Raw genomic sequence first — 18,836 nt, forward strand, 5'->3', positions numbered from 1 at the left:
CACGGCCCGCCGGCGACCCCGCTCACTCCCGCGCGAACAGCAGCAGGGCGGGCAGGCTCGTCGCGAAGTAGTCCGTGCTGCCGTCCGCGCGCGTGGCGGCGGGCGGCGGAACGACGGGCCGGGCCTCACCGAGATTCGCAGGCGGGTCGATGCGGGGGAGTCCAGCGGCGGCGCGGGCTCGATCCCAGGCGGCGAGCACGCGACCCTCGCCGCCCTCCCACGGCTGGAAGGCGCGCGACTCGACGATCCCGACGGCCTCGTCGGCGCGGCCGGCGTCGACGAGCAGTTCGGCGTACTCGATCGTCAGGTCGTCGCGGCTGAGCACGAGCTCGCGGTCGGCCTCGAGTCGTTCGAGCCGTTCCCGCGGGTCGTGCTCGAGGCGGGCGGCGAGCTGGTCGAGCTCGTAGAGCAGTCGCCCGTCGTGCGGATCCAGGCGCCGGGCGCGCTCGTACGACGCCCAGGCGAGCTCGTCGTCGCCGAGCACGTTGTACGCCGCGAGTCCGAGGTTGCGCGCCGTGACGGCGTCCTCGTCGCCGAGCTCGATCGCCCGTCGCCACTGTTCGGCCGCCTCCGGCTTGCGGCCTGCGTCGAACAGGAGCATGCCGAGCAGGGCGCGCGGGATCGGATCACCGGGCTCGGCCGCGATCGCCGCGAGGAGTGCGTCGTGGGCGTCGAGTCCGGCCGGGAACGCCCAGCGCCGATCGGCGCGACTCGCGGCCGCGCGCTCGGCGCGCGCCTCGTCGGCGCGGCCCAGCTCGTCGAGCAGCTGCGCCCGTAGGTAGTGTGCGACGGGCCGTACGTTGCCGACGGCGGCGGGCGCCTCCGTCGCCGCTCGGGCGAGGAGCGCGAGCGCGACCTCCACTTCACCTGCAGCCCGCAGGTCGGACGCGACGTCGAGCAGCACGTGCCCGTCACTCGGGAGCACGAGCTCGCCCGCGATCACGCGCAGGGCGACGTCGAGCGGGTCGAGCCCCCGGACCTCGGCGAGCAGCGCATCGGCCTCGTCGGCGCGGCCGACGCGTCGCAACAGCACCACGCGGAGCGCCGCGACACGCAGGTCGTCCGCATCGAGCCGAGCTGCCACCTCGAGATCGGTCAGCGCGCGGTCGACGTCGCCGGCTCGCGCCTCGAGGCGCGCGAGCTCGACGAGCGCGGGTTGCGCCCACTTACGGTCCCACGTGGCTCGGCCGAACGCGGATGCCGCGGCATCGAGCCGTCCACGCCGCAACTCGATGAGCCCGAGCAGGTAGAGCGCCTCGGTGTCGGCGGGGTTGAGGTTTCGCGCGGTGAGGCGCGCGACGGCTGCGCGCGCATGCTCGGCCGCCGTGTCGTAGTCGCCCGCCCGGTGCGCCGCGTCGGCGAGCGCGAGGTGCGAGCCGATGTGGCCCGGGTCGCGTGCGATGGCCTCCCGCCAATACGGCAGGGGAGAGCGTGTGGGGTGCCGGTACTGCCGGAGGTGCACGCCGATGAGGTGCAGTTCCTCAACGCTCCCGACGTCGCGCGGGCGCGGGGGCTCGGTCGCGGTCCACGGCTCGGGTCGCTCACCGACGGGTTCGGGGGAGGTGACGAGCAGCTTGCCGGCACGGTCTTCGACGAGCACGCGCGCCGAGCCCGGGACATCCGCCGCCGTGACGACGAAGGGACGCGCGGGGTCGAGGTCGACGACCCAGCTCGCGAGCTCGTGCCCATCGTCGACGATGCGCACCGCAGCCTCGGGCAGCTCGCGGGTCGCGCTGACGCCGATGCGCAGCGAGCGGGCATCGCCATCGCGCGACACGTGCAGGGCGGTGTCGAGGGTCGCCGCAACGGGGACGCCGATGCGGCTGATGGGATACCAGTACTGGTTGAAGGACTTCGTCTCGCCCGGCATGAGCCAGGAGAAGTCGGGCTGGTTGTCGGTGTAGACGCCGGCCATGAGTTCGACGTAGGGGCCGTCGCCGTCGGTGAGGTGGGCGTCCCACGCGTGGCCGAAGGGCGCGTCGCCCCATGTCCATTGCTTCTTGCCCGGGGAGATGCGCCGCTCGGCCCAGTGCACGAAGCCGGCGTCGGCGGCGTGGTCGTAGCCGCCGAAGAACTCGCCGTCGGAGTCGACGATCATGTACGACGTCGGTACGGGGATGTTGCGGTAGAAGTCGATGCGGTCGGTGCCGGTCCGGTCGGCGGCCCGGACGGGGTAGTCGACGCCGTAGTACGGCCGGTCGGCGGTCGGGAAGGCCGTGAGCGCGCGTCGCGCGTGGTCGGCGACGAACCGCACGTCGGTCGGGAAGAACGACTGGTAGTCATCGTGCACGCGCGCCGCGACGTTCGCCCACCAGAGGAACGTCTGCCGCTCGCTCGTGCGGTTGTGCAGGCGCACGACGAGTTCGACGACCGCCCGATCGGGGTGCAGGCGCACGCCGTGCATGCCCTTCATGCGAGCGAACGGCTCGTGGTCGCTGCACCACACGGTGACAGAGCCGTCCTCGCCGTGCTCGATCGTCCACTCGACCGGCAGGTGCGTGGCCGGCCGGTGGTGCTGCGGCCAGTTGAACTCGACGCCGCCGCTCAGCCACGGCCCCGCGAGGCCCACGAGGGCGGGCTTGATGACGTTGTTGCGGTAGAAGAAGTCGTACTCGGCGGTCTTGTCGTAGCCGACGTGGACGCGTCCGCCGAGCTCGGGCAGCACCATGAGACGCACCCACCGGTTCTCGAGATGCACGGCGGTCCAGCTCACCGGGGCAGCCTCGGACGCGATGCGGTCGATGAACGGGAGGGGGTACACGCGCCCGCTCGAACCCTGGTAGACCCGACGGTCGAGGAACATCGGGTATCGGCTGGGCTCGCCCGGCGCGTAGGTGGCCAGCTCGACGGGCTGCTCCCACACGATCGCGCCGCCTCGGTCGAGCTCGCGCTGCTGCTCCGTAGGGGCATCGGGCAGGGTGAACCGGGCGACGTCGGTGGCTCGCATGCCGTCACCCTACGATCGCCCGCGGAGCCCGGGAATGGGGGGATCGCTGGCAAGGCCTGCACGATTCGATGGTCGCAGCACGTGGATGTCCCAACCACGGCAGCACTCGCCGCTGCCTCGCCTGCACGAACCGCCCGATCGCGGGGCGCCTACCGCGTGGCCGACCGTGTGGTCGACCGAGCGATCCATCGGATGACGAGCTCCGTGCTCCCGCCGGGCTCGAGCGTGACGAGCGGGCCGAGCACCTCGAGCTCCGCGAGCCGAGCGTCGACGCGCATGCCGCTCAGCGACGGCAGCGGACCGGGCAGCGGCGTCTGCATCCACACCTCGGCGCGCGAGCCGTGATCGGGATACTCGGCATGCGCCACGGGTTCGAAGCGCAGTTCGAGTCCCTCGCCGTCGGGTCCGCGCCAGGCGATCGATCCGGTGGCGTCGGCGAAGCCCCGCTTTCCGATCACGTCCTGCACGGGGACCTCGACATGTCCGTCGACCCGCCTCGTGGCGAGCGTGCCGTGATGGTCCCCGAGGTCGATCGGCTCGAGCCTGCCCTTGACCGCGACGACGACCGCCGCGTCCTGCGCTCTCGCGCCGGCGTCGATGTCGACCTGGCAGACTTCCCACGGCGCCCACCGCACGGGACGGTCCGACGCATTCGTCAGCGCGAGCGTCTCGACGAACTCGGCTCCCGCGTGCGGGATCTCGAACCGTCGCTCGATGCGCAGGCCCGTGCGCGGGTCGTCCGCGCTCGTGAGGCTCAACAGCAGGCCATCGTCGGTCGGCGACTCGCGCCAGGCGTACTCACCGGAGTCGAGCACCGCGTCGGGCGGCCCCTGCCACTGATCCGCCCCGTTCCAGCCCTGCGGCGCGGGCCACGACTTCGAGCCGCCGACGTTGGCCCAGCTCGCGAAGGTGCCGTCGACGACAGGCCATGACGACATCGGCACGACTGTTCGCGACTCGTCGTCGAGCAGGGCCGGGTTGTGCCAGAGCAACTCGCGCCCGTCGACGCGCAGGGAGATGAGCCGTCCGCCGATCGTCGGCAGGAAGACGAGCCGCAGACGGTCGTTCGCCACCGCGTGCAGGGGCAGAGCCGGATCGCCGGAGTCGAGCGTGCGGCTGAGCATCCCCTCAGGCTACGAGCGGTCGGGCGAGCGCGGAATCGGCGATCTCACGACGGACCTGTACGATTCGACGACGATGTCGTCGCCGATCTCCAGCCCCGCGTTCACCAGGCGGTCGCGGCACGCTCCCACCTCGAGCCTCGGCCTGAGCTAGGTCGAGGCAGTCCCGACGACGAGACGGAGGGCGTGCTCGACGACTTCCCGAGGGCCGTCGTGCTCGGCGAGCCGGGCGGCGAGTCGCTTCGCGTTCGCGCGGTAGTAGGCATCCGTCGACACTCGTCGCCAGGCCCGCAGCACCGACCGTGCCGACGGCCGGCCGGTGCGGAGGTCGACGCCCGCGCCCGCCCACGCCACGCGTGCAGCCACCTCGGGCTTGTCGAGGTCGCCACCTGCCACGATGAGCGGGATTCCGGCGGCGAGGGCGGCGAGCACTCCGCCCCAGCCGCCGTTGGTGATGACGACCTCGGTTCGGGGGAGCAGCGCGTCGTAGGGCACGACGCCTGCGACGCGCGCGTTCGGCGGCGCCGGGAACGGCAGGCTCGGATCGGCCGCCCGGCCGGTGGCGGCGACGAGCTGCACCTGCTGGCGGCCGAGCGCGCCGAAGGTCGGTTCGATGAGATCGTGCGGGTCGACGTTCTGCGTGCCCTGCGTGACGTGCACGACGGGCATCGCGGATGCCTCGACGTCGCCCCACCACGAGGGAAGCTGCGCGTCGCCATGACGCGGGCGAGTGAGCTCGCCGACGAACACGACGTGCGTCGCGAGGTCGGAGCGGGCGAACTCGAGCTCCGCAACACCGCTGGCGCACACGAGCATGGGCGAGTAGCACGCCTCATCGAACGTGAGCGAGTTCTGCCGGAGCCCCGCGCGACGGCGCTCGTCGGCGTACGCGCGCTGGATGCGGCTGCTGCCCACGCGCGCGAGCGCTCGCAGTGCGCGATCCCGCAGCCGTCCGATCGGTCCCGTCGCCGGGGTGAGCCCGAACATCGGCGGTGGAAGGTCGCGGCTCGGGATCGCGAGCGGCACGATGCTGACGGTGACCCATGGAGTGCCGGTCAGCTCCGATGCGAAGTGGCTGCCGAGGCTCAGGCCGTCGGCGACGATGACGTCCCACGGCTGCTCGTCGAACGCCGCCACGAGATCGGCGGCCTGGTCGGCGCCCGTGCGCACGAAGAGGTGCTCGACGTTCGCGAGCATCTGACGTGGCCCCTTCCTGCCGCGGAGCACGGGGAACGTCGCCGCGAGATCGTGCTCGTCGAAGTCGGCTGCCGCCCGCCACGGCACGACCCGCGCCCCGAGCGCGGCGAAACGCGACGCGTGCGCGGAGCCCGTGTACACGCGCACGCCGTGGCCCGCCTCGATGAACGCCTCTGCCACGGCGGCCATGGGCGCGACGTGCCCGTGGAACGGCATCACGGCGATCATCACTTCGGCCATGGTCGATTCGATCACGTGCGACAGCCGAGGCGACAGCCCCAGTGCTGGCCTCACTCCGGTCCCAGTACTCGCCCCTGTGCCGGCTGCGTGGCAGCCCTCTCCGGATTCCCGCGCCCACCCTGATCTGGCGGCCGAGCGCTGGCGATTCACTGGTTGACGGTGCAGAACGCGGCATCCCGACCACAACCCGTGAACCGCTCTGGAAGGAGCACCCGACCATGTCATCCATCCCCGCCCCGACTCCCGGCCTGCAGCCCGTCGGCCCCCGTCCCGTCCCCGTCAGCCCGATCGCGGTGCGCGAGCGCCTCACCGCGGCCGAGGCGATGCTGAAGTCGCTGCTCGAGCGCTGGAGTGCCCCCGCGCTCCGCATCGCCCTCGGCACGGTGTTCGTCGTCTTCGGCGTCCTCAAGTTCTTCCCCGGTGTCAGCCCGGTCGAGTCGCTCGTCACCGCGACCTGGGGAGTGCTGACCTTCGGCGTCGTCGGCGGGCAGCTGGCCCTCGTGCTGACGGCGACCATCGAGACCGTCGCCGGCCTCGCCCTCATCTCGGGCGTCTTCGCGCGCTTCGGCCTCGTGATGCTCGCCGTCGCATTCGTCGGCATCTTCTCGCCGCTCGTGTTCTTCCCCGCCGAACTGTTCGCCGACGGGGGACCGACGCTGCTCGGACAGTACGTGATGAAGAACATCGTGCTCGTCGCGGCGGCACTCGTCGTCGCCTCGCGCGTGCTCCACGGACCGTCGCGATCCTCGAATCCGTCGTGATGATCGCGGTTCCCCGTGAACCCGACGGGAGGGCGAGGCGCAGAGCGTCTCGCCCTTCTGCATGTCCGGGCGGGCCACGGCGACGCTGGTATGATCGGAGGCACTGACAACCTTGAAGCCCGTCCTGTGAGGCGGAGAAGGGAGTCCGCATGGCTGTGCGCATCGTGCTACAGCAAGCTGACCTCGACCGGGCGCTCACTCGCATCGCCCATGAGATCCTCGAGTCCAACCGCGGAGCCGATGGCCTCGTGCTCCTCGGCATTCCGACCCGCGGGGTCGTGCTCGCCGAACGGCTCGCCGCGATCGTCGGCCGTATCGCGGCATCCGACATCCCATCCGGCGCCCTCGACGTCACGATGTATCGCGACGACCTCGGCCGCAACCCCGTGCGTGCGCCGCACCCGACGGCTGTTCCCGAGGGCGGCATCGACGGCAAGACCGTCGTGCTCGTCGACGACGTGCTCTACTCGGGCCGCACCATCCGCGCGGCCTTCGACGCGCTCGCCGACCTCGGGCGTGCTCGCGCGGTGCGCCTCGCGGTCCTGGTCGATCGCGGTCACCGCGAGTTCCCGATCCGAGCCGACTTCGTGGGCAAGAACCTGCCGAGCTCGGCGCGCGAGCGCATCAACGTGCGGCTCGCCGAGATCGACGGCGACGACGCCGTCACGATCGACGGGCGCGACGACTGATGCGGCACCTCCTGAGCACCCGCGATCTCGAACGCCCGGAGGCGATCGGCCTGCTCGACGTGGCCGAGGACATGGCCGCCGTGCAGGAGCGCGAGGTGAAGAAGCTCCCGACGCTCCGCGGCAAGACCGTCGTGAACCTCTTCTTCGAGGACTCCACGCGCACGCGCATCTCCTTCGAGGCCGCGGCGAAGCGCCTCTCGGCCGACGTCATCAACTTCAGCGCGAAGGGCTCGAGCGTCTCGAAGGGCGAGAGCCTGAAGGACACCGCGCAGACCCTCCAGGCGATGGGCGCCGACGGCGTCGTGATCCGGCACCACGCCTCGGGGGCGCCGCAGACGCTCGCCACGAGCGGCTGGATCGACGCGGGCGTCGTGAACGCCGGCGACGGCACGCACGAGCATCCGACCCAGGCGCTCCTCGACGCGTTCACCCTCCGGCGCCGCCTGCACGGGCCGGCCTCGCGCGGGCGCGGCCTCGACGGCACCCGAGTCGTGATCGTCGGCGACATCCTGCACTCCCGCGTCGCGCGATCGAACGTGTGGCTGCTCACGACGCTCGGCGCCGAGGTCGAGCTCGTCGGCCCCCCGACCCTCATGCCCGTCGACACGAGTGCATGGCCGGCACGGATCGGCTACGACCTCGACGCCGCGCTTCATGAGGTGCCCGACGCCGTCATGATGCTGCGCATCCAAGCCGAGCGCATGAAGGCCGCGTACTTCCCGAACAGTCGCGAGTATGCGCGCACCTGGGGTCTCGACGACGCCAGGTTCGACCGGTTGCCCCCGACTACGATGGTCATGCACCCGGGCCCGATGAACCGCGGGCTGGAGATCGCCGCCCGCGCCGCAGATTCGCCGCAATCCACGGTGCGCGAGCAGGTCGCGAACGGAGTATCAGTGAGAATGGCCGCCCTCTATCTCCTGTTGTCGGGCGAACGGGGGGAGTCGTGATGCGCGAGTCCCACCTGATCACCGGCGCGACGCTGCCGAACGGCGAGCGCGCCGACATCCTCCTCGAGAACGGCCTCATCGCGAAGGTCGGAACGGTGACGGATGCCGCCGGCGCGACGATCGTCGACGGCGACGGGCTCATCGCCCTGCCCGGGCTCGTCGACCTGCACACGCACTTGCGCGAACCCGGCTACGAGCAGAGCGAGACGGTGCTCACCGGCACGCAAGCCGCCGCAGCGGGCGGGTTCACGGCGGTCTTCGCGATGGCGAACACGTTCCCGGTCGCCGACACGGCGGGCGTCGTGGAGCAGGAGGCGAGCCTCGGCCGCGCCGCCGGCTACGCGACCGTTCAGCCCATCGGCGCGGTCACGGTCGGCCTCCAGGGTGCCGAACTCGCCGAGCTCGGCGCCATGGCCCGCTCCCGGGCGAACGTGCGCGTCTTCTCCGACGACGGCTTCTGCGTCTCCGACCCGCTGCTCATGCGCCGCGCGCTCGAGTACGTCAAGGCCTTCGACGGGGTCATCGCCCAGCACGCCCAGGAGCCGCGCCTCACCGAGGGCGCGCAGATGAACGAAGGCGCCCTCTCGGGCGAGCTCGGCCTCACGGGCTGGCCTGCCGTGGCCGAGGAGTCGATCATCGCCCGCGACGTGCTCCTCGCCGAGCACGTCGGCAGCCGCCTGCACGTGTGCCACGTCTCGACCGCGGGCTCGGTCGAGGTGATCCGCTGGGCGAAGGCGCGCGGCATCGACGTGACGGCTGAGGTCACGCCGCATCACCTGCTGCTCACCGAAGACCTCGTGGCGGGCTACGACCCCCGCTTCAAGGTGAATCCGCCGCTGCGGCGCACCGAAGACGTGCAGGCGCTGCGCGCCGGCCTCGCCGACGGCACGATCGACATCGTCGCGACCGACCATGCACCGCACCCGGTCGAAGCCAAGGAGAGCGAGTGGGACGCCGCCGCGAACGGCATGGTGGGCCTCGAGTCCGCTCTCGCCGTCGTGCACGCCGCGGTCGTCGAGACGGGCCTCATGGGCTGGGCGGATGTCGCGCGAGTGCTCTCCGAGGCGCCGGCCCGCATCGGTCGCCTCCGCGGTCACGGCGGCGCGCTCGTCGCCGGTGCGCGGGGTGAGCTCACGCTCTACGACCCGAATGCGGCATCCGCGTTCGATCTCGATCGCCTCGCCGGCCGGAGCACCAACTCGCCGTACCTCGGGCGAACCCTGCCGGGCGCGGTCGTCGCGACGTTCCACGCGGGGTACCCGACCTATCTCGACGGAGCACTGCGACCCGCCGACGAGGTGGCCCAGCGCGCCGCCGAAGCGCCGGAGGACTCCCATGGATAAGTGGATCGGCGCGATCGTCTCCCTCGCCATCGTCTCCCTCGCCGTCTGGCTGATGTACCGCTCCTGGCGTCGCCGCACCGTGCGCGACGAGTCGCTGTCGGCCTACCCGGTTCCGGTGAGCCACGCCGAGCCGCTCCTCGAGACCGAGGTGCTGTACGTCGCGACGACCCCCATCGGCGAGCCGCTCGAACGGCTCGCGGTGCAGGGGCTCGCGTACCGAGGCTCCGCGCGGATCGAGGTGCTGCCCGAGGGCCTCATCCTCCGCATCGCGGGGGAGTCGACGAGCTTCATCCCCGCCGACCGGCTGGCCGGCGCCGAGCTGGCGAGCTACGCGATCGACCGCGGTGTGGAGCCCGAGGGCCTCATCGCCGTCACCTGGATCGCCAGCGAGCGCGCCATCGAGGCGCCGCCACGCGTCGACAGCTACCTCCGGGCCAGGTATCCGGGCGACCCGGCCAGGATCATCCAGGCCATCAACGACATCGCCGCCGCGCCCGCCGCGTCGCGGCCGAAGCAGAACCAAGAGAGTGAGGCCTCGGATGACTGAGACCACCACCACCGCGACCACCGCGCGCACGAGCGAGCCCGCCGTGCTCGTGCTCGAAGACGGACGCCGCTTCGAGGGGCGTGCCTACGGGGCACGCGGACGCACGCTCGGCGAGGCCGTCTTCGCCACCGGCATGACCGGCTACCAGGAGACCCTCACCGACCCGTCGTACGCCGACCAGATCGTCATGATGACGGCGCCGCACATCGGCAACACCGGCATGAACGATGAAGACATGGAGTCCGCCCGCATCTGGGTCGCCGGCTTCATCGTGCGCGACCCCTCCCGCGTGGTCTCGAACTTCCGCTCGCAGCGGAGCCTCGACGACGACCTCGCCGAGGCGGGCGTCGTCGGCATCAGCGGCATCGACACCCGCGCGGTCACCCGACACCTCCGCTCGGCGGGTGCGATGCGTTCCGGCATCTTCTCCGGAGAGGATGCCGCGCTCACGGCGGGCGAGCAGCTCGACCTCGTGCGCGGCGCCGCCGAGATGACCGGGCGCAACCTCTCGGGCACCGTCTCGACCCAGGAGCCCTACACGCTCGCCGCGGAAGGCGAGCGGGTCGGGTCGGTCGCGGTGCTCGACCTCGGGGTGAAGACCTCGACGCTCCGCTTCCTCGCCCAGCGCGGCTTCGACGTGCACGTGGTGCCGCAGTCGATCACGGCCGAGGAGGTGCTCGCCATGGCCCCCGACGCGCTGTTCTTCTCGAACGGGCCCGGCGACCCCGGGGCATCCGATCGCCATGTCGACCTGCTGCGCACGACGCTGCGCGCGGGCCTGCCCTACTTCGGCATCTGCTTCGGCAACCAGCTGCTGGGCCGTGCACTCGGCTTCGGCACCTACAAGCTGCCCTTCGGCCACCGCGGCATCAACCAGCCAGTGCTCGACAAGGCCACCGGCCGCGTCGAGATCACGTCGCACAACCACGGCTTCGCGGTCGACGCGCCCATCGAGGGCGTGAGCGACTCGAGTGAGGGGTTCGGCCGCGTCGAGGTGAGCCACTACGACCTGAACGACAATGTGGTCGAGGGCCTCAGCTGCCTCGACATCCCGGCGTTCTCGGTGCAGTACCACCCCGAATCGGCCGCCGGGCCACACGACGCCAACTACCTGTTCGACCGATTCCGCGACATGGTGCTCGCCAGCAAGGAGACCGAAGTCTGATGCCCAAGCGCGACGACATCAACAGCGTCCTCGTCATCGGCTCGGGTCCGATCGTCATCGGCCAGGCGGCCGAGTTCGACTACTCGGGCACGCAGGCGTGCCGGGTGCTCCGGGCCGAGGGCGTGCGCGTCATCCTCGTGAACCCGAACCCGGCCACGATCATGACCGACCCCGACTTCGCCGACGCGACGTACATCGAGCCGATCACGCCCGACATCATCGAGTCGATCATCATCAAGGAGCGACCTGACGCGGTGCTGCCGACGCTCGGCGGCCAGACGGCGCTGAACGCCGCGATCGCACTGCACGACGCGGGCATCCTCGAGAAGCACGGCGTCGAGCTCATCGGCGCCAAGGTCGAGGCGATCCGCAAGGGCGAAGACCGCCAGCTCTTCAAGGACCTCGTGATCGAGGCCGGCGCGGAGGTCGCCCGCTCCCACGTCGCGAAGACGCTCGATGAGGCCAAGGCGTTCGCGCAAGACCTCGGCTACCCCCTCGTGGTGCGCCCGTCCTTCACGATGGGCGGACTCGGCTCGGGCTTCGCGTACACCGAGGAAGACCTCGTGCGGTACGTGACGCAGGGCCTGCACGACTCGCCGACCACCGAGGTGCTGCTCGAGGAGTCGATCCTCGGCTGGAAGGAGTACGAGCTCGAGCTCATGCGCGACATGCACGACAACACGGTCGTCGTCTGCTCGATCGAGAACGTCGACCCCGTCGGGGTGCACACCGGCGACTCCATCACCGTCGCGCCCGCGCTCACCCTCACCGACCGCGAATACCAGCAACTGCGCGATATCGGCATCGACATCATCCGCGCCGTCGGTGTCGACACCGGCGGCTGCAACATCCAGTTCGCGATCGACCCCGCCGACGGGCGCATCATCGTCATCGAGATGAACCCGCGGGTGTCGCGTTCGTCGGCGCTCGCCTCGAAGGCCACCGGATTCCCGATCGCGAAGATCGCCGCGAAGCTCGCGATCGGCTACCGGCTCGACGAGATCCCGAACGACATCACGCGTGTCACGCCCGCGAGCTTCGAGCCGACGCTCGACTACGTCGTGGTGAAGGTGCCCCGCTTCGCGTTCGAGAAGTTCCCCGCCGCCGATCCCACCCTCACGACGACCATGAAGTCGGTCGGCGAGGCCATGGCGATCGGCCGCAACTTCTCGACGGCGCTGCAGAAGGCGCTCCGCTCGCTCGAGAAGCGCGGCTCCTCGTTCCACTGGGGCGACGAGGAACGCAGCGCGGCCGAGCTCGTCGAGGCATCCAGCATCCCGACCGACGGGCGCATCGTGCTCGTGCAGCAGGCACTGCGCAAGGGCGCCACGGTCGCAGAGCTCTTCGAGGCGACGAAGATCGATCCCTGGTTCCTCGACCAGATCGTGCTGATCAACGAGGTGGCCGAGACGGTCGCCTCCGCCGAGAACCTCGACACCGACCTCCTCATCCTCGCGAAGGACCACGGCTTCTCCGACGCGCAGATCGGCCAGCTCCGCGGCTTCGGCGAAGCAGACGCACGCGAGGTGCGCCACATCCTCGGCATCCGCCCGGTCTACAAGACCGTCGACACGTGCGCGGGGGAGTTCCCGGCGCTCACGCCCTACCACTACTCGAGCTACGACCTCGAGACCGAGGTCGAGCCCTCCGACCGCCGCAAGGTCGTCATCCTCGGCTCGGGGCCGAACCGCATCGGCCAGGGCGTCGAGTTCGACTACTCGTGCGTGCACGCGTCGTTCGCGCTCTCGGCCGCGGGCTTCGAGACGATCATGATCAACTGCAACCCCGAGACCGTCTCGACCGACTACGACACGAGCGACCGGCTCTACTTCGAGCCGCTCACGCTCGAAGACGTGCTCGAGGTGATCCACGCCGAGTCGCAGTCCGGCGAGCTCGTCGGCGTCGTCGTGCAGCTCGGCGGCCAGACCGCACTCGGCCTCGCGAAGGGCATCGAGGCGGCGGGCATCCCGATCCTCGGCACGAGCCCCGACGCGATCGACCTCGCCGAGGAACGCGGGCTGTTCTCCGGCATCCTCGACGCGGCGGGCCTGCTCGCCCCGAAGAACGGCACCGCGATCGACGTCGCCGGTGCCGTGCACGTCGCCGAGGGGATCGGCTACCCGGTGCTCGTGCGGCCGAGCTACGTGCTCGGCGGCCGCGGCATGGAGATCGTCTATGACTCCGCCTCGCTCGCCGACTACTTCGTGCGCATCGAGGGCCAGGGCATCGTCGGCCCGACGCATCCGCTGCTCGTCGACCGCTTCCTCGACGACGCGATCGAGATCGACGTCGACGCGCTCTACGACGGCACCGACCTCTACATCGGCGGCGTCATGGAGCACATCGAGGAAGCCGGCATCCATTCCGGCGACTCGAGTTGCACGCTCCCGCCCGTGACGCTCGGCCGCGCCGAGGTCGACCGGGTGCGCGAGGCGACCCGCGGCATCGCCGAGGGGATCGGCGTGCGGGGCCTGCTCAACGTCCAGTTCGCCGTCGCGGCCGGCGTGCTCTACGTGCTCGAGGCGAACCCCCGGGCGAGCCGCACCGTTCCCTTCGTCTCGAAGGCACTCGGCATCCCGCTCGCGAAGGCGGCCTCACGCGTCATGGTCGGCGCCACGATCGCCGAGCTCATCGACGAGGGCATGCTCCCCGCGTCAGACGGGTCTCGAGTGCCGCTCGATGCACCGGTGTCCGTGAAGGAGGCCGTGCTGCCGTTCCACCGCTTCCGCACCCGCGAGGGCATCATGGTCGACTCCGTGCTCGGCCCCGAGATGCGTTCGACGGGCGAGGTCATGGGCATCGACAAGGACTTCCCGACGGCGTTCGCGAAGAGCCAGCTCGCCGCATACGGCGGCATGCCGCTCTCGGGCACGGTCTTCGTGTCGGTCTCCGACCGCGACAAACGGGCGATCATCCTGCCGGTGCTCCGCCTGAAGCAGCTCGGCTACGAGATCGCGGCGACCGAGGGCACCGCTGAGGTGCTGCGCCGCAACGGCATCGAGGCGGGCGTCGTGCTGAAATTCAGCGACAAGCCCTCGCCCGACGCGGCATCCGTCGTGGAGCTGATCCACCGGGGTGAGATCGACGTCGTGGTGAACACGCCGAGCGGCCGATCGGCACGTGCCGACGGCTACGAGATCCGCGCCGCGGCCGTGGCATCCGACATCCCGCTGTTCACGACCATCGCCGAGCTCTCGGCCGCGGTCGCATCGCTCGACGCGGTGCGCACCGGATTCGAGGTCACGAGCCTGCAGGAGTACCAGGCCCGGCGGGAGGCGCACGTATGAGCGGCCCGACGTCGTTCGGCGATCGACTCGACGCGATCTTCGCGATCCGCGGGCGGCTCTGCGTCGGCATCGACCCGCACGCCTCGCTCCTGGCCGAGTGGGGGCAGTCCGACTCCGCCGACGGCGTGCGCGAGTTCGGCCTGCGGGTCGTCGAGGCCGCCGCGAACCACACCGGCATCGTGAAGCCGCAGGTCGCCTTCTTCGAACGCCACGGTGCGGCGGGCTACGCGGCGCTCGAGCGGGTTATCCGCGAAGCGCGCGCCGCCGGGCTCCTCGTGATCGCCGACGTGAAGCGCGGCGACATCGGCTCGAGCGTCGAGGCCTACGGCGAGGCGTGGCTGCGTCCGGGCTCCCCGCTCGAGGCCGACGCGATGACGATCAGCGCCTACCAGGGCCTCGGCTCGATCGAGTCCGTGCTCGTCGCCGCCGAGTCCGCGGACAAGGGGCTCTTCGTGCTCGCCGCGACGTCGAATCCCGAGGCTGCCGCCATTCAGCGCGCAGTGCTCCAGCAGTCGAGCCGTGCCGGATCCACGGTCGCGCAGGCGATCACCTCCGGCGTCATCGCATGGAACGAGGGACGAGCGGATGCCGCGACCCGGTCGTTCGGCTCGGTCGGCGTCGTGCTCGGCGCCACGAACGAGCTCGCCCTCGCCGGCATCGACACCGAATCGGAGCCCTCGCGGCCAGGACTCCCGGTGCTCGCGCCGGGCTTCGGGTACCAGGGCGCCGAGCTCTCCGACTTCCGCAGGATCTACGGGTCGCTCGGAGCGGGCGTGATCGTGAGCGAGTCGCGCTCGATCCTCGGCGCAGGCCCTGACGGCATCGCCGACGCGATTGCGCGTCGCGTCGACGAGGTCGGAGCCGCGAGTGCCTGAGCGGGTATCGGTATCACCGTCGTCGCCGCCCGAGGTCGATCGCGTCGCCGCATCCCGCGCCGCGGTGGCGGCACGTCGCGCCCGAGCGGCCGTGAAGGCCGACGTCGCGAGCGCGGCGCGGAGCCCGCTCGACGTGCTGCGCGTGGCGTACGAATCGCCGGAGGGCGTCGAGGGGCGCTTGCGCGTGAGCGAGTTCCTCACGTCGATCCCGGCGATCGGCGCGACGAAGAGCGCGCGCATCATGCATGAGTTGCAGATCTCCACGTCGAAGCGGCTCGGCGGCCTCGGTCGCCTGCAGCGCAAGCGGCTTCGCGAGTTCGTCGCCGACTGGGTGGCCGCGCATGGCGGCACCGGCGACCGGCTCGTCGTGCTCGCCGGCCCCACTGCCGTGGGCAAGGGCACCGTCGCCTCCTACATCCGGCGGCACCATCCCGAGGTGCGGCTCTCGGTCTCGGCGACCACGCGCGCGCCCCGGCCCGGCGAGGTCGAAGGCGAGAGCTACATCTTCGTCGACGACGCCGAGTTCGACCGCATGATCGCGGCCGGCGAGTTGCTCGAGTGGGCCACGGTGCACAACGCGTCGCGGTACGGCACGCCGCGTGCGGCCGTCGAGCGGGCCATCGCCGCGGGCAACAGCGTGCTGCTCGAGATCGACATCCAGGGTGCGCGTTCCGTGCGCCGGGCCATGCCCGACGCCACGCTCGTGTTCCTGCTCCCGCCGAGCTGGGAGGAACTCGTGCGCCGCCTCGTCGGCCGGGGCACCGAGAGCCCCGCCGAACAGCAGCGCCGGCTCGAGACCGCGAAGGTCGAATTGGCGGCCGTCGACGAGTTCGATCACCAGGTGGTCAACCACGACGTCGCCGATGCCGCCCAGAAGGTCGTAGACTTGATGAGACCTCGCAAGGGTCGGCGTTGAGCTGCCCTCGCCACGACTTTTCGCGCACCGAGGGTGCGCACCCCACGATCAAGGAGTCACTCCATGGCTGAGAAGCTGTCCGGAATCATCGACCCGCCCATCGACGACCTGCTGTCGAAGGTCGACTCGAAGTACCAGCTCGTCATCTTCGCGTCGAAGCGCGCGCGCCAGATCAACGACTACTACGCAGACCTGCACGAGGGCAGCCTGTTCGACAACGTCGGCCCGCTCGTGGACTCCTCGATCGACGACAAGCCCCTCTCGGTCGCACTGCACGAGATCAACGAAGACAAGCTCCGGCTCCGCCCGATCGCCGACTGAGCCGGGGGTCCGATGTCGCCGCTCAACATCGTCGTCGGCATCACCGGGGGCATTGCGGCGTACAAGGCCGTGGGCGTCGTGCGTGCGCTCGTGCTCGCCGGTCACGACGTGCACGTCGTCCCGACCGAGGGTGCGCTCCGCTTCGTCGGGCGCCCCACCCTCGAGGCGATCTCCCGCAACCCGGTTCACACAGACCTCTACGAGGGCGTCGCCGAGGTGCGGCACGTGGCCATCGGCCAGGCTGCCGACCTCATCGTGATCGCGCCGGCGACCGCGAACACCATCGCCAAGCTCGCGACCGGCCTCGCCGACGACCTGCTCGGCAACACGGTGCTCGCGAGCGAGGCGCCCGTCGTCATCGCGCCGGCGATGCACACCGAGATGTGGCGGCATCCTGCCACGAGGGCGAACATCGCCACGCTCCGGTCTCGCGGCGTCACCGTCGTCGGCCCGGCCGTGGGCCAGCTCACCGGCAGCGACAGCGGCCCTGGCCGCATGGCGGAGCCGGAGGTCATCGTCGCAGCCGCGCTCGACCGGGTCGCGGCATCCGCTTCCGCCGCGGCGCATCACCCCACCGGCGATCTCGGGGGGCGGCGAGTCGTCGTCTCGGCCGGCGGCACGCGCGAGCCGCTCGACCCCGTGCGCTTCCTCGGCAACCGGTCGAGCGGCAAGCAGGGCATCGCGATCGCCGAGGCGGCGCGATCACGAGGAGCCGAGGTCATCCTCATCGCCGCGAACCTCGAGGTCGCCGATCCCGAGGGGTGCGATCTGCGCCGGGTCTCGACTGCGCTCGAGCTCCGCGACGAGGTCGTGGCCGCCGCGCAGGGCGCCGATGTCGTCGTGATGGCCGCTGCCGTCGCCGACTACCGGCCGGTGAGCGTGAGCGACGCGAAGATCAAGAAGGACACGAGCGATGCCGGCCTCACGCTCGAGCTCGTGCGCAACCCCGACATCCTCGCCGGCCTCGGCAGCGAGCCGCACCCCGGAACCCTCCTTGTCGGATTCGCCGCCGAGACCGAGCCCGACGACGAACATCTCGTCGCACTCGGGCGCGCCAAGCGCGAGGCGAAGGGCGCCGACCTGCTCGTCGTGAACCGCGTCGGATGGAACGAGGGGTTCGCGAGCGACGAGAACGCGGTCGTCGTGATCGGCGCGAACGGCGACGTCGTCACACGAGCACACGGAACGAAACTGTCGGTGGCGCACGACATCCTCGACGTGGTTGTCTCAGAGCTGACGACCACGGCGCGAGCCGCGACGACACCGAAGGAACCCGAGCCCACATGAGCGCACTCCGCCTCTTCACGTCCGAGTCCGTCACCGAGGGCCATCCCGACAAGATCTGCGACCAGGTCTCCGACTCGATCCTCGACGCGCTGCTCACGGTCGATCCGCACAGCCGCGTCGCCGTCGAGACGCTCGTCACCACGGGTCTCGTGCACGTGGCGGGCGAAGTGACGACATCGGGCTACGTCGAGATCCCGGCGATCGTGCGTGAACGCGTGACCTCGATCGGCTACAACTCCTCCGACGTGTGGTTCGACGGTCGTTCGTGCGGCGTCTCGGTGTCGATCGGCGGACAGTCGCCCGACATCGCGCAAGGCGTCGACCGCGCCTTCGAGGCTCGCGAGCGTGCGAGCATCGACGCGCTCGACCTGCAGGGCGCCGGCGACCAGGGCATCATGTTCGGCTACGCCACGCGTGAGACCCCCGAGCTCATGCCCGTGCCGATCTGGCTCGCGCACCGGCTCGCCGAGCGGCTCGCCGCCGTTCGCAAGGCCGGTGAGCTCGACTACCTCCGGCCCGACGGCAAGACCCAGGTCACCGTCGGATACGAGGGCCAGGTCCCTCGCACGATCGAGACGGTCGTGCTGTCGACCCAGCACTCGCCGAGCGTGTCGACCGAGCAGTTGCGCGCCGAGGTCGAGGAGCTCGTGATCCGGCCCGTGCTCGACCTGGTCGAGCTCTCTCGGCCCGAGCTCGCGGTGCTCATCAACCCCACCGGCCGGTTCGAGATCGGCGGCCCCCAGGGCGATGCCGGCCTCACGGGCCGCAAGATCATCATCGACACCTACGGCGGCGCGAGCCGGCACGGCGGCGGCGCGTTCAGCGGGAAAGACCCGTCGAAGGTCGACCGCTCCGGGGCCTACGCCATGCGCTGGGTCGCGAAGAACGCCGTCGCCGCGGGCCTCGCCGATCGCCTCGAGGTGCAGGTCGCGTACGCCATCGGCAAGGCCACTCCGGTCGGCCTCTACGTCGAGACGTTCGGCACCGCGCACGTTCCCGAAGAGCGCATCATCGCCGCGATCCGCGAGGTGTTCGACCTGCGCCCCGCAGCGATCATCCGCGATCTCGACCTGCTCCGGCCCATCTACGCGCAGACCGCGACCTACGGGCACTTCGGCCGCGAGCTTCCCGACTTCACCTGGGAGCTGCTCGACCGCGTCGACGACCTGCGCACCGTCGCCGGGCTCTGA

15 protein-coding genes are annotated in these 18,836 nt (G+C 71.0%); 12 read left to right on the forward strand and 3 right to left on the reverse strand.

Annotated features, from left to right (window positions below; translation table 11 throughout):
• Nucleotides 1-22 precede the first annotated feature (22 nt).
• The 3 genes from J7E25_RS12380 to J7E25_RS18360 form a co-directional block, all read right to left on the reverse strand.
• Entirely contained in the window at nt 23-2,947 is a 2,925-nt protein-coding gene (locus J7E25_RS12380; RefSeq protein ID WP_214870424.1) for a DUF5107 domain-containing protein, read from the reverse strand.
• A gap of 149 nt (nt 2,948-3,096) precedes the next feature.
• The gene (locus J7E25_RS12385) at nt 3,097-4,071 is read right to left on the reverse strand and encodes a DUF4380 domain-containing protein (protein ID WP_214870425.1); all 975 of its coding nucleotides are present in this window, start codon (nt 4,069-4,071) and stop codon (nt 3,097-3,099) included.
• 147 nt (nt 4,072-4,218) lie between these two features.
• The gene (locus J7E25_RS18360; protein ID WP_214870426.1) at nt 4,219-5,520 is read right to left on the reverse strand and encodes a glycosyltransferase; all 1,302 of its coding nucleotides are present in this window, start codon (nt 5,518-5,520) and stop codon (nt 4,219-4,221) included.
• 203 nt (nt 5,521-5,723) lie between these two features.
• Here J7E25_RS18360 and J7E25_RS12395 point away from each other — a divergent pair, with 203 nt between their 5' ends.
• The 12 genes from J7E25_RS12395 to metK all read left to right on the forward strand — a co-directional run bounded on the left by J7E25_RS12395 (nt 5,724) and on the right by metK (nt 18,836).
• A complete protein-coding gene (locus tag J7E25_RS12395; protein ID WP_214870427.1) occupies nt 5,724-6,266 on the forward strand; it encodes a DoxX family protein in 543 nt (180 codons plus the stop codon).
• Between the two features lie 149 nt (nt 6,267-6,415).
• Nucleotides 6,416-6,955, forward strand: coding sequence for a bifunctional pyr operon transcriptional regulator/uracil phosphoribosyltransferase PyrR (gene pyrR / locus J7E25_RS12400; protein ID WP_214870428.1), 540 nt, complete (start codon nt 6,416-6,418; stop codon nt 6,953-6,955).
• A complete protein-coding gene (locus J7E25_RS12405) occupies nt 6,955-7,905 on the forward strand; it encodes an aspartate carbamoyltransferase catalytic subunit (RefSeq protein ID WP_214870429.1) in 951 nt (316 codons plus the stop codon). The genes pyrR and J7E25_RS12405 overlap by 1 nt, the downstream gene beginning before the upstream one ends.
• Entirely contained in the window at nt 7,905-9,248 is a 1,344-nt protein-coding gene (locus J7E25_RS12410; protein ID WP_214870430.1) for a dihydroorotase, read from the forward strand. The genes J7E25_RS12405 and J7E25_RS12410 overlap by 1 nt, the downstream gene beginning before the upstream one ends.
• Nucleotides 9,241-9,795 carry a hypothetical protein gene (locus tag J7E25_RS12415; RefSeq protein WP_214870431.1) on the forward strand — a complete coding sequence of 185 codons (555 nt, stop codon included), beginning with the start codon at nt 9,241-9,243 and terminating at the stop codon, nt 9,793-9,795. The genes J7E25_RS12410 and J7E25_RS12415 overlap by 8 nt, the downstream gene beginning before the upstream one ends.
• Entirely contained in the window at nt 9,788-10,960 is a 1,173-nt protein-coding gene (gene carA / locus J7E25_RS12420) for a glutamine-hydrolyzing carbamoyl-phosphate synthase small subunit (protein ID WP_214870432.1), read from the forward strand. The genes J7E25_RS12415 and carA overlap by 8 nt, the downstream gene beginning before the upstream one ends.
• On the forward strand, nt 10,960-14,247 hold the full coding sequence (gene carB / locus J7E25_RS12425) for a carbamoyl-phosphate synthase large subunit (protein ID WP_214870433.1): 3,288 nt from the start codon (nt 10,960-10,962) through the stop codon (nt 14,245-14,247). The genes carA and carB overlap by 1 nt, the downstream gene beginning before the upstream one ends.
• Entirely contained in the window at nt 14,244-15,122 is an 879-nt protein-coding gene (pyrF, locus tag J7E25_RS12430) for an orotidine-5'-phosphate decarboxylase (protein ID WP_214870434.1), read from the forward strand. The genes carB and pyrF overlap by 4 nt, the downstream gene beginning before the upstream one ends.
• The gene (gmk, locus tag J7E25_RS12435; protein ID WP_308164542.1) at nt 15,115-16,038 is read left to right on the forward strand and encodes a guanylate kinase; all 924 of its coding nucleotides are present in this window, start codon (nt 15,115-15,117) and stop codon (nt 16,036-16,038) included. The genes pyrF and gmk overlap by 8 nt, the downstream gene beginning before the upstream one ends.
• Before the next feature lie 63 nt (nt 16,039-16,101).
• Nucleotides 16,102-16,359: a DNA-directed RNA polymerase subunit omega gene (gene rpoZ, locus J7E25_RS12440; RefSeq protein WP_129522629.1), complete on the forward strand. Its 258-nt coding sequence runs from the start codon at nt 16,102-16,104 to the stop codon at nt 16,357-16,359.
• A 12-nt stretch (nt 16,360-16,371) separates the two neighbouring features.
• A complete protein-coding gene (coaBC, locus tag J7E25_RS12445; protein ID WP_214870435.1) occupies nt 16,372-17,646 on the forward strand; it encodes a bifunctional phosphopantothenoylcysteine decarboxylase/phosphopantothenate--cysteine ligase CoaBC in 1,275 nt (424 codons plus the stop codon).
• Nucleotides 17,643-18,836, forward strand: a complete 1,194-nt coding sequence (metK, locus tag J7E25_RS12450) for a methionine adenosyltransferase (protein ID WP_214870436.1) — start codon at nt 17,643-17,645, stop codon at nt 18,834-18,836. The genes coaBC and metK overlap by 4 nt, the downstream gene beginning before the upstream one ends.

Origin of the sequence: Agromyces sp. ISL-38 (genome assembly GCF_018613935.1) — a bacterium.
GTDB lineage: Bacteria > Actinomycetota > Actinomycetes > Actinomycetales > Microbacteriaceae > Agromyces.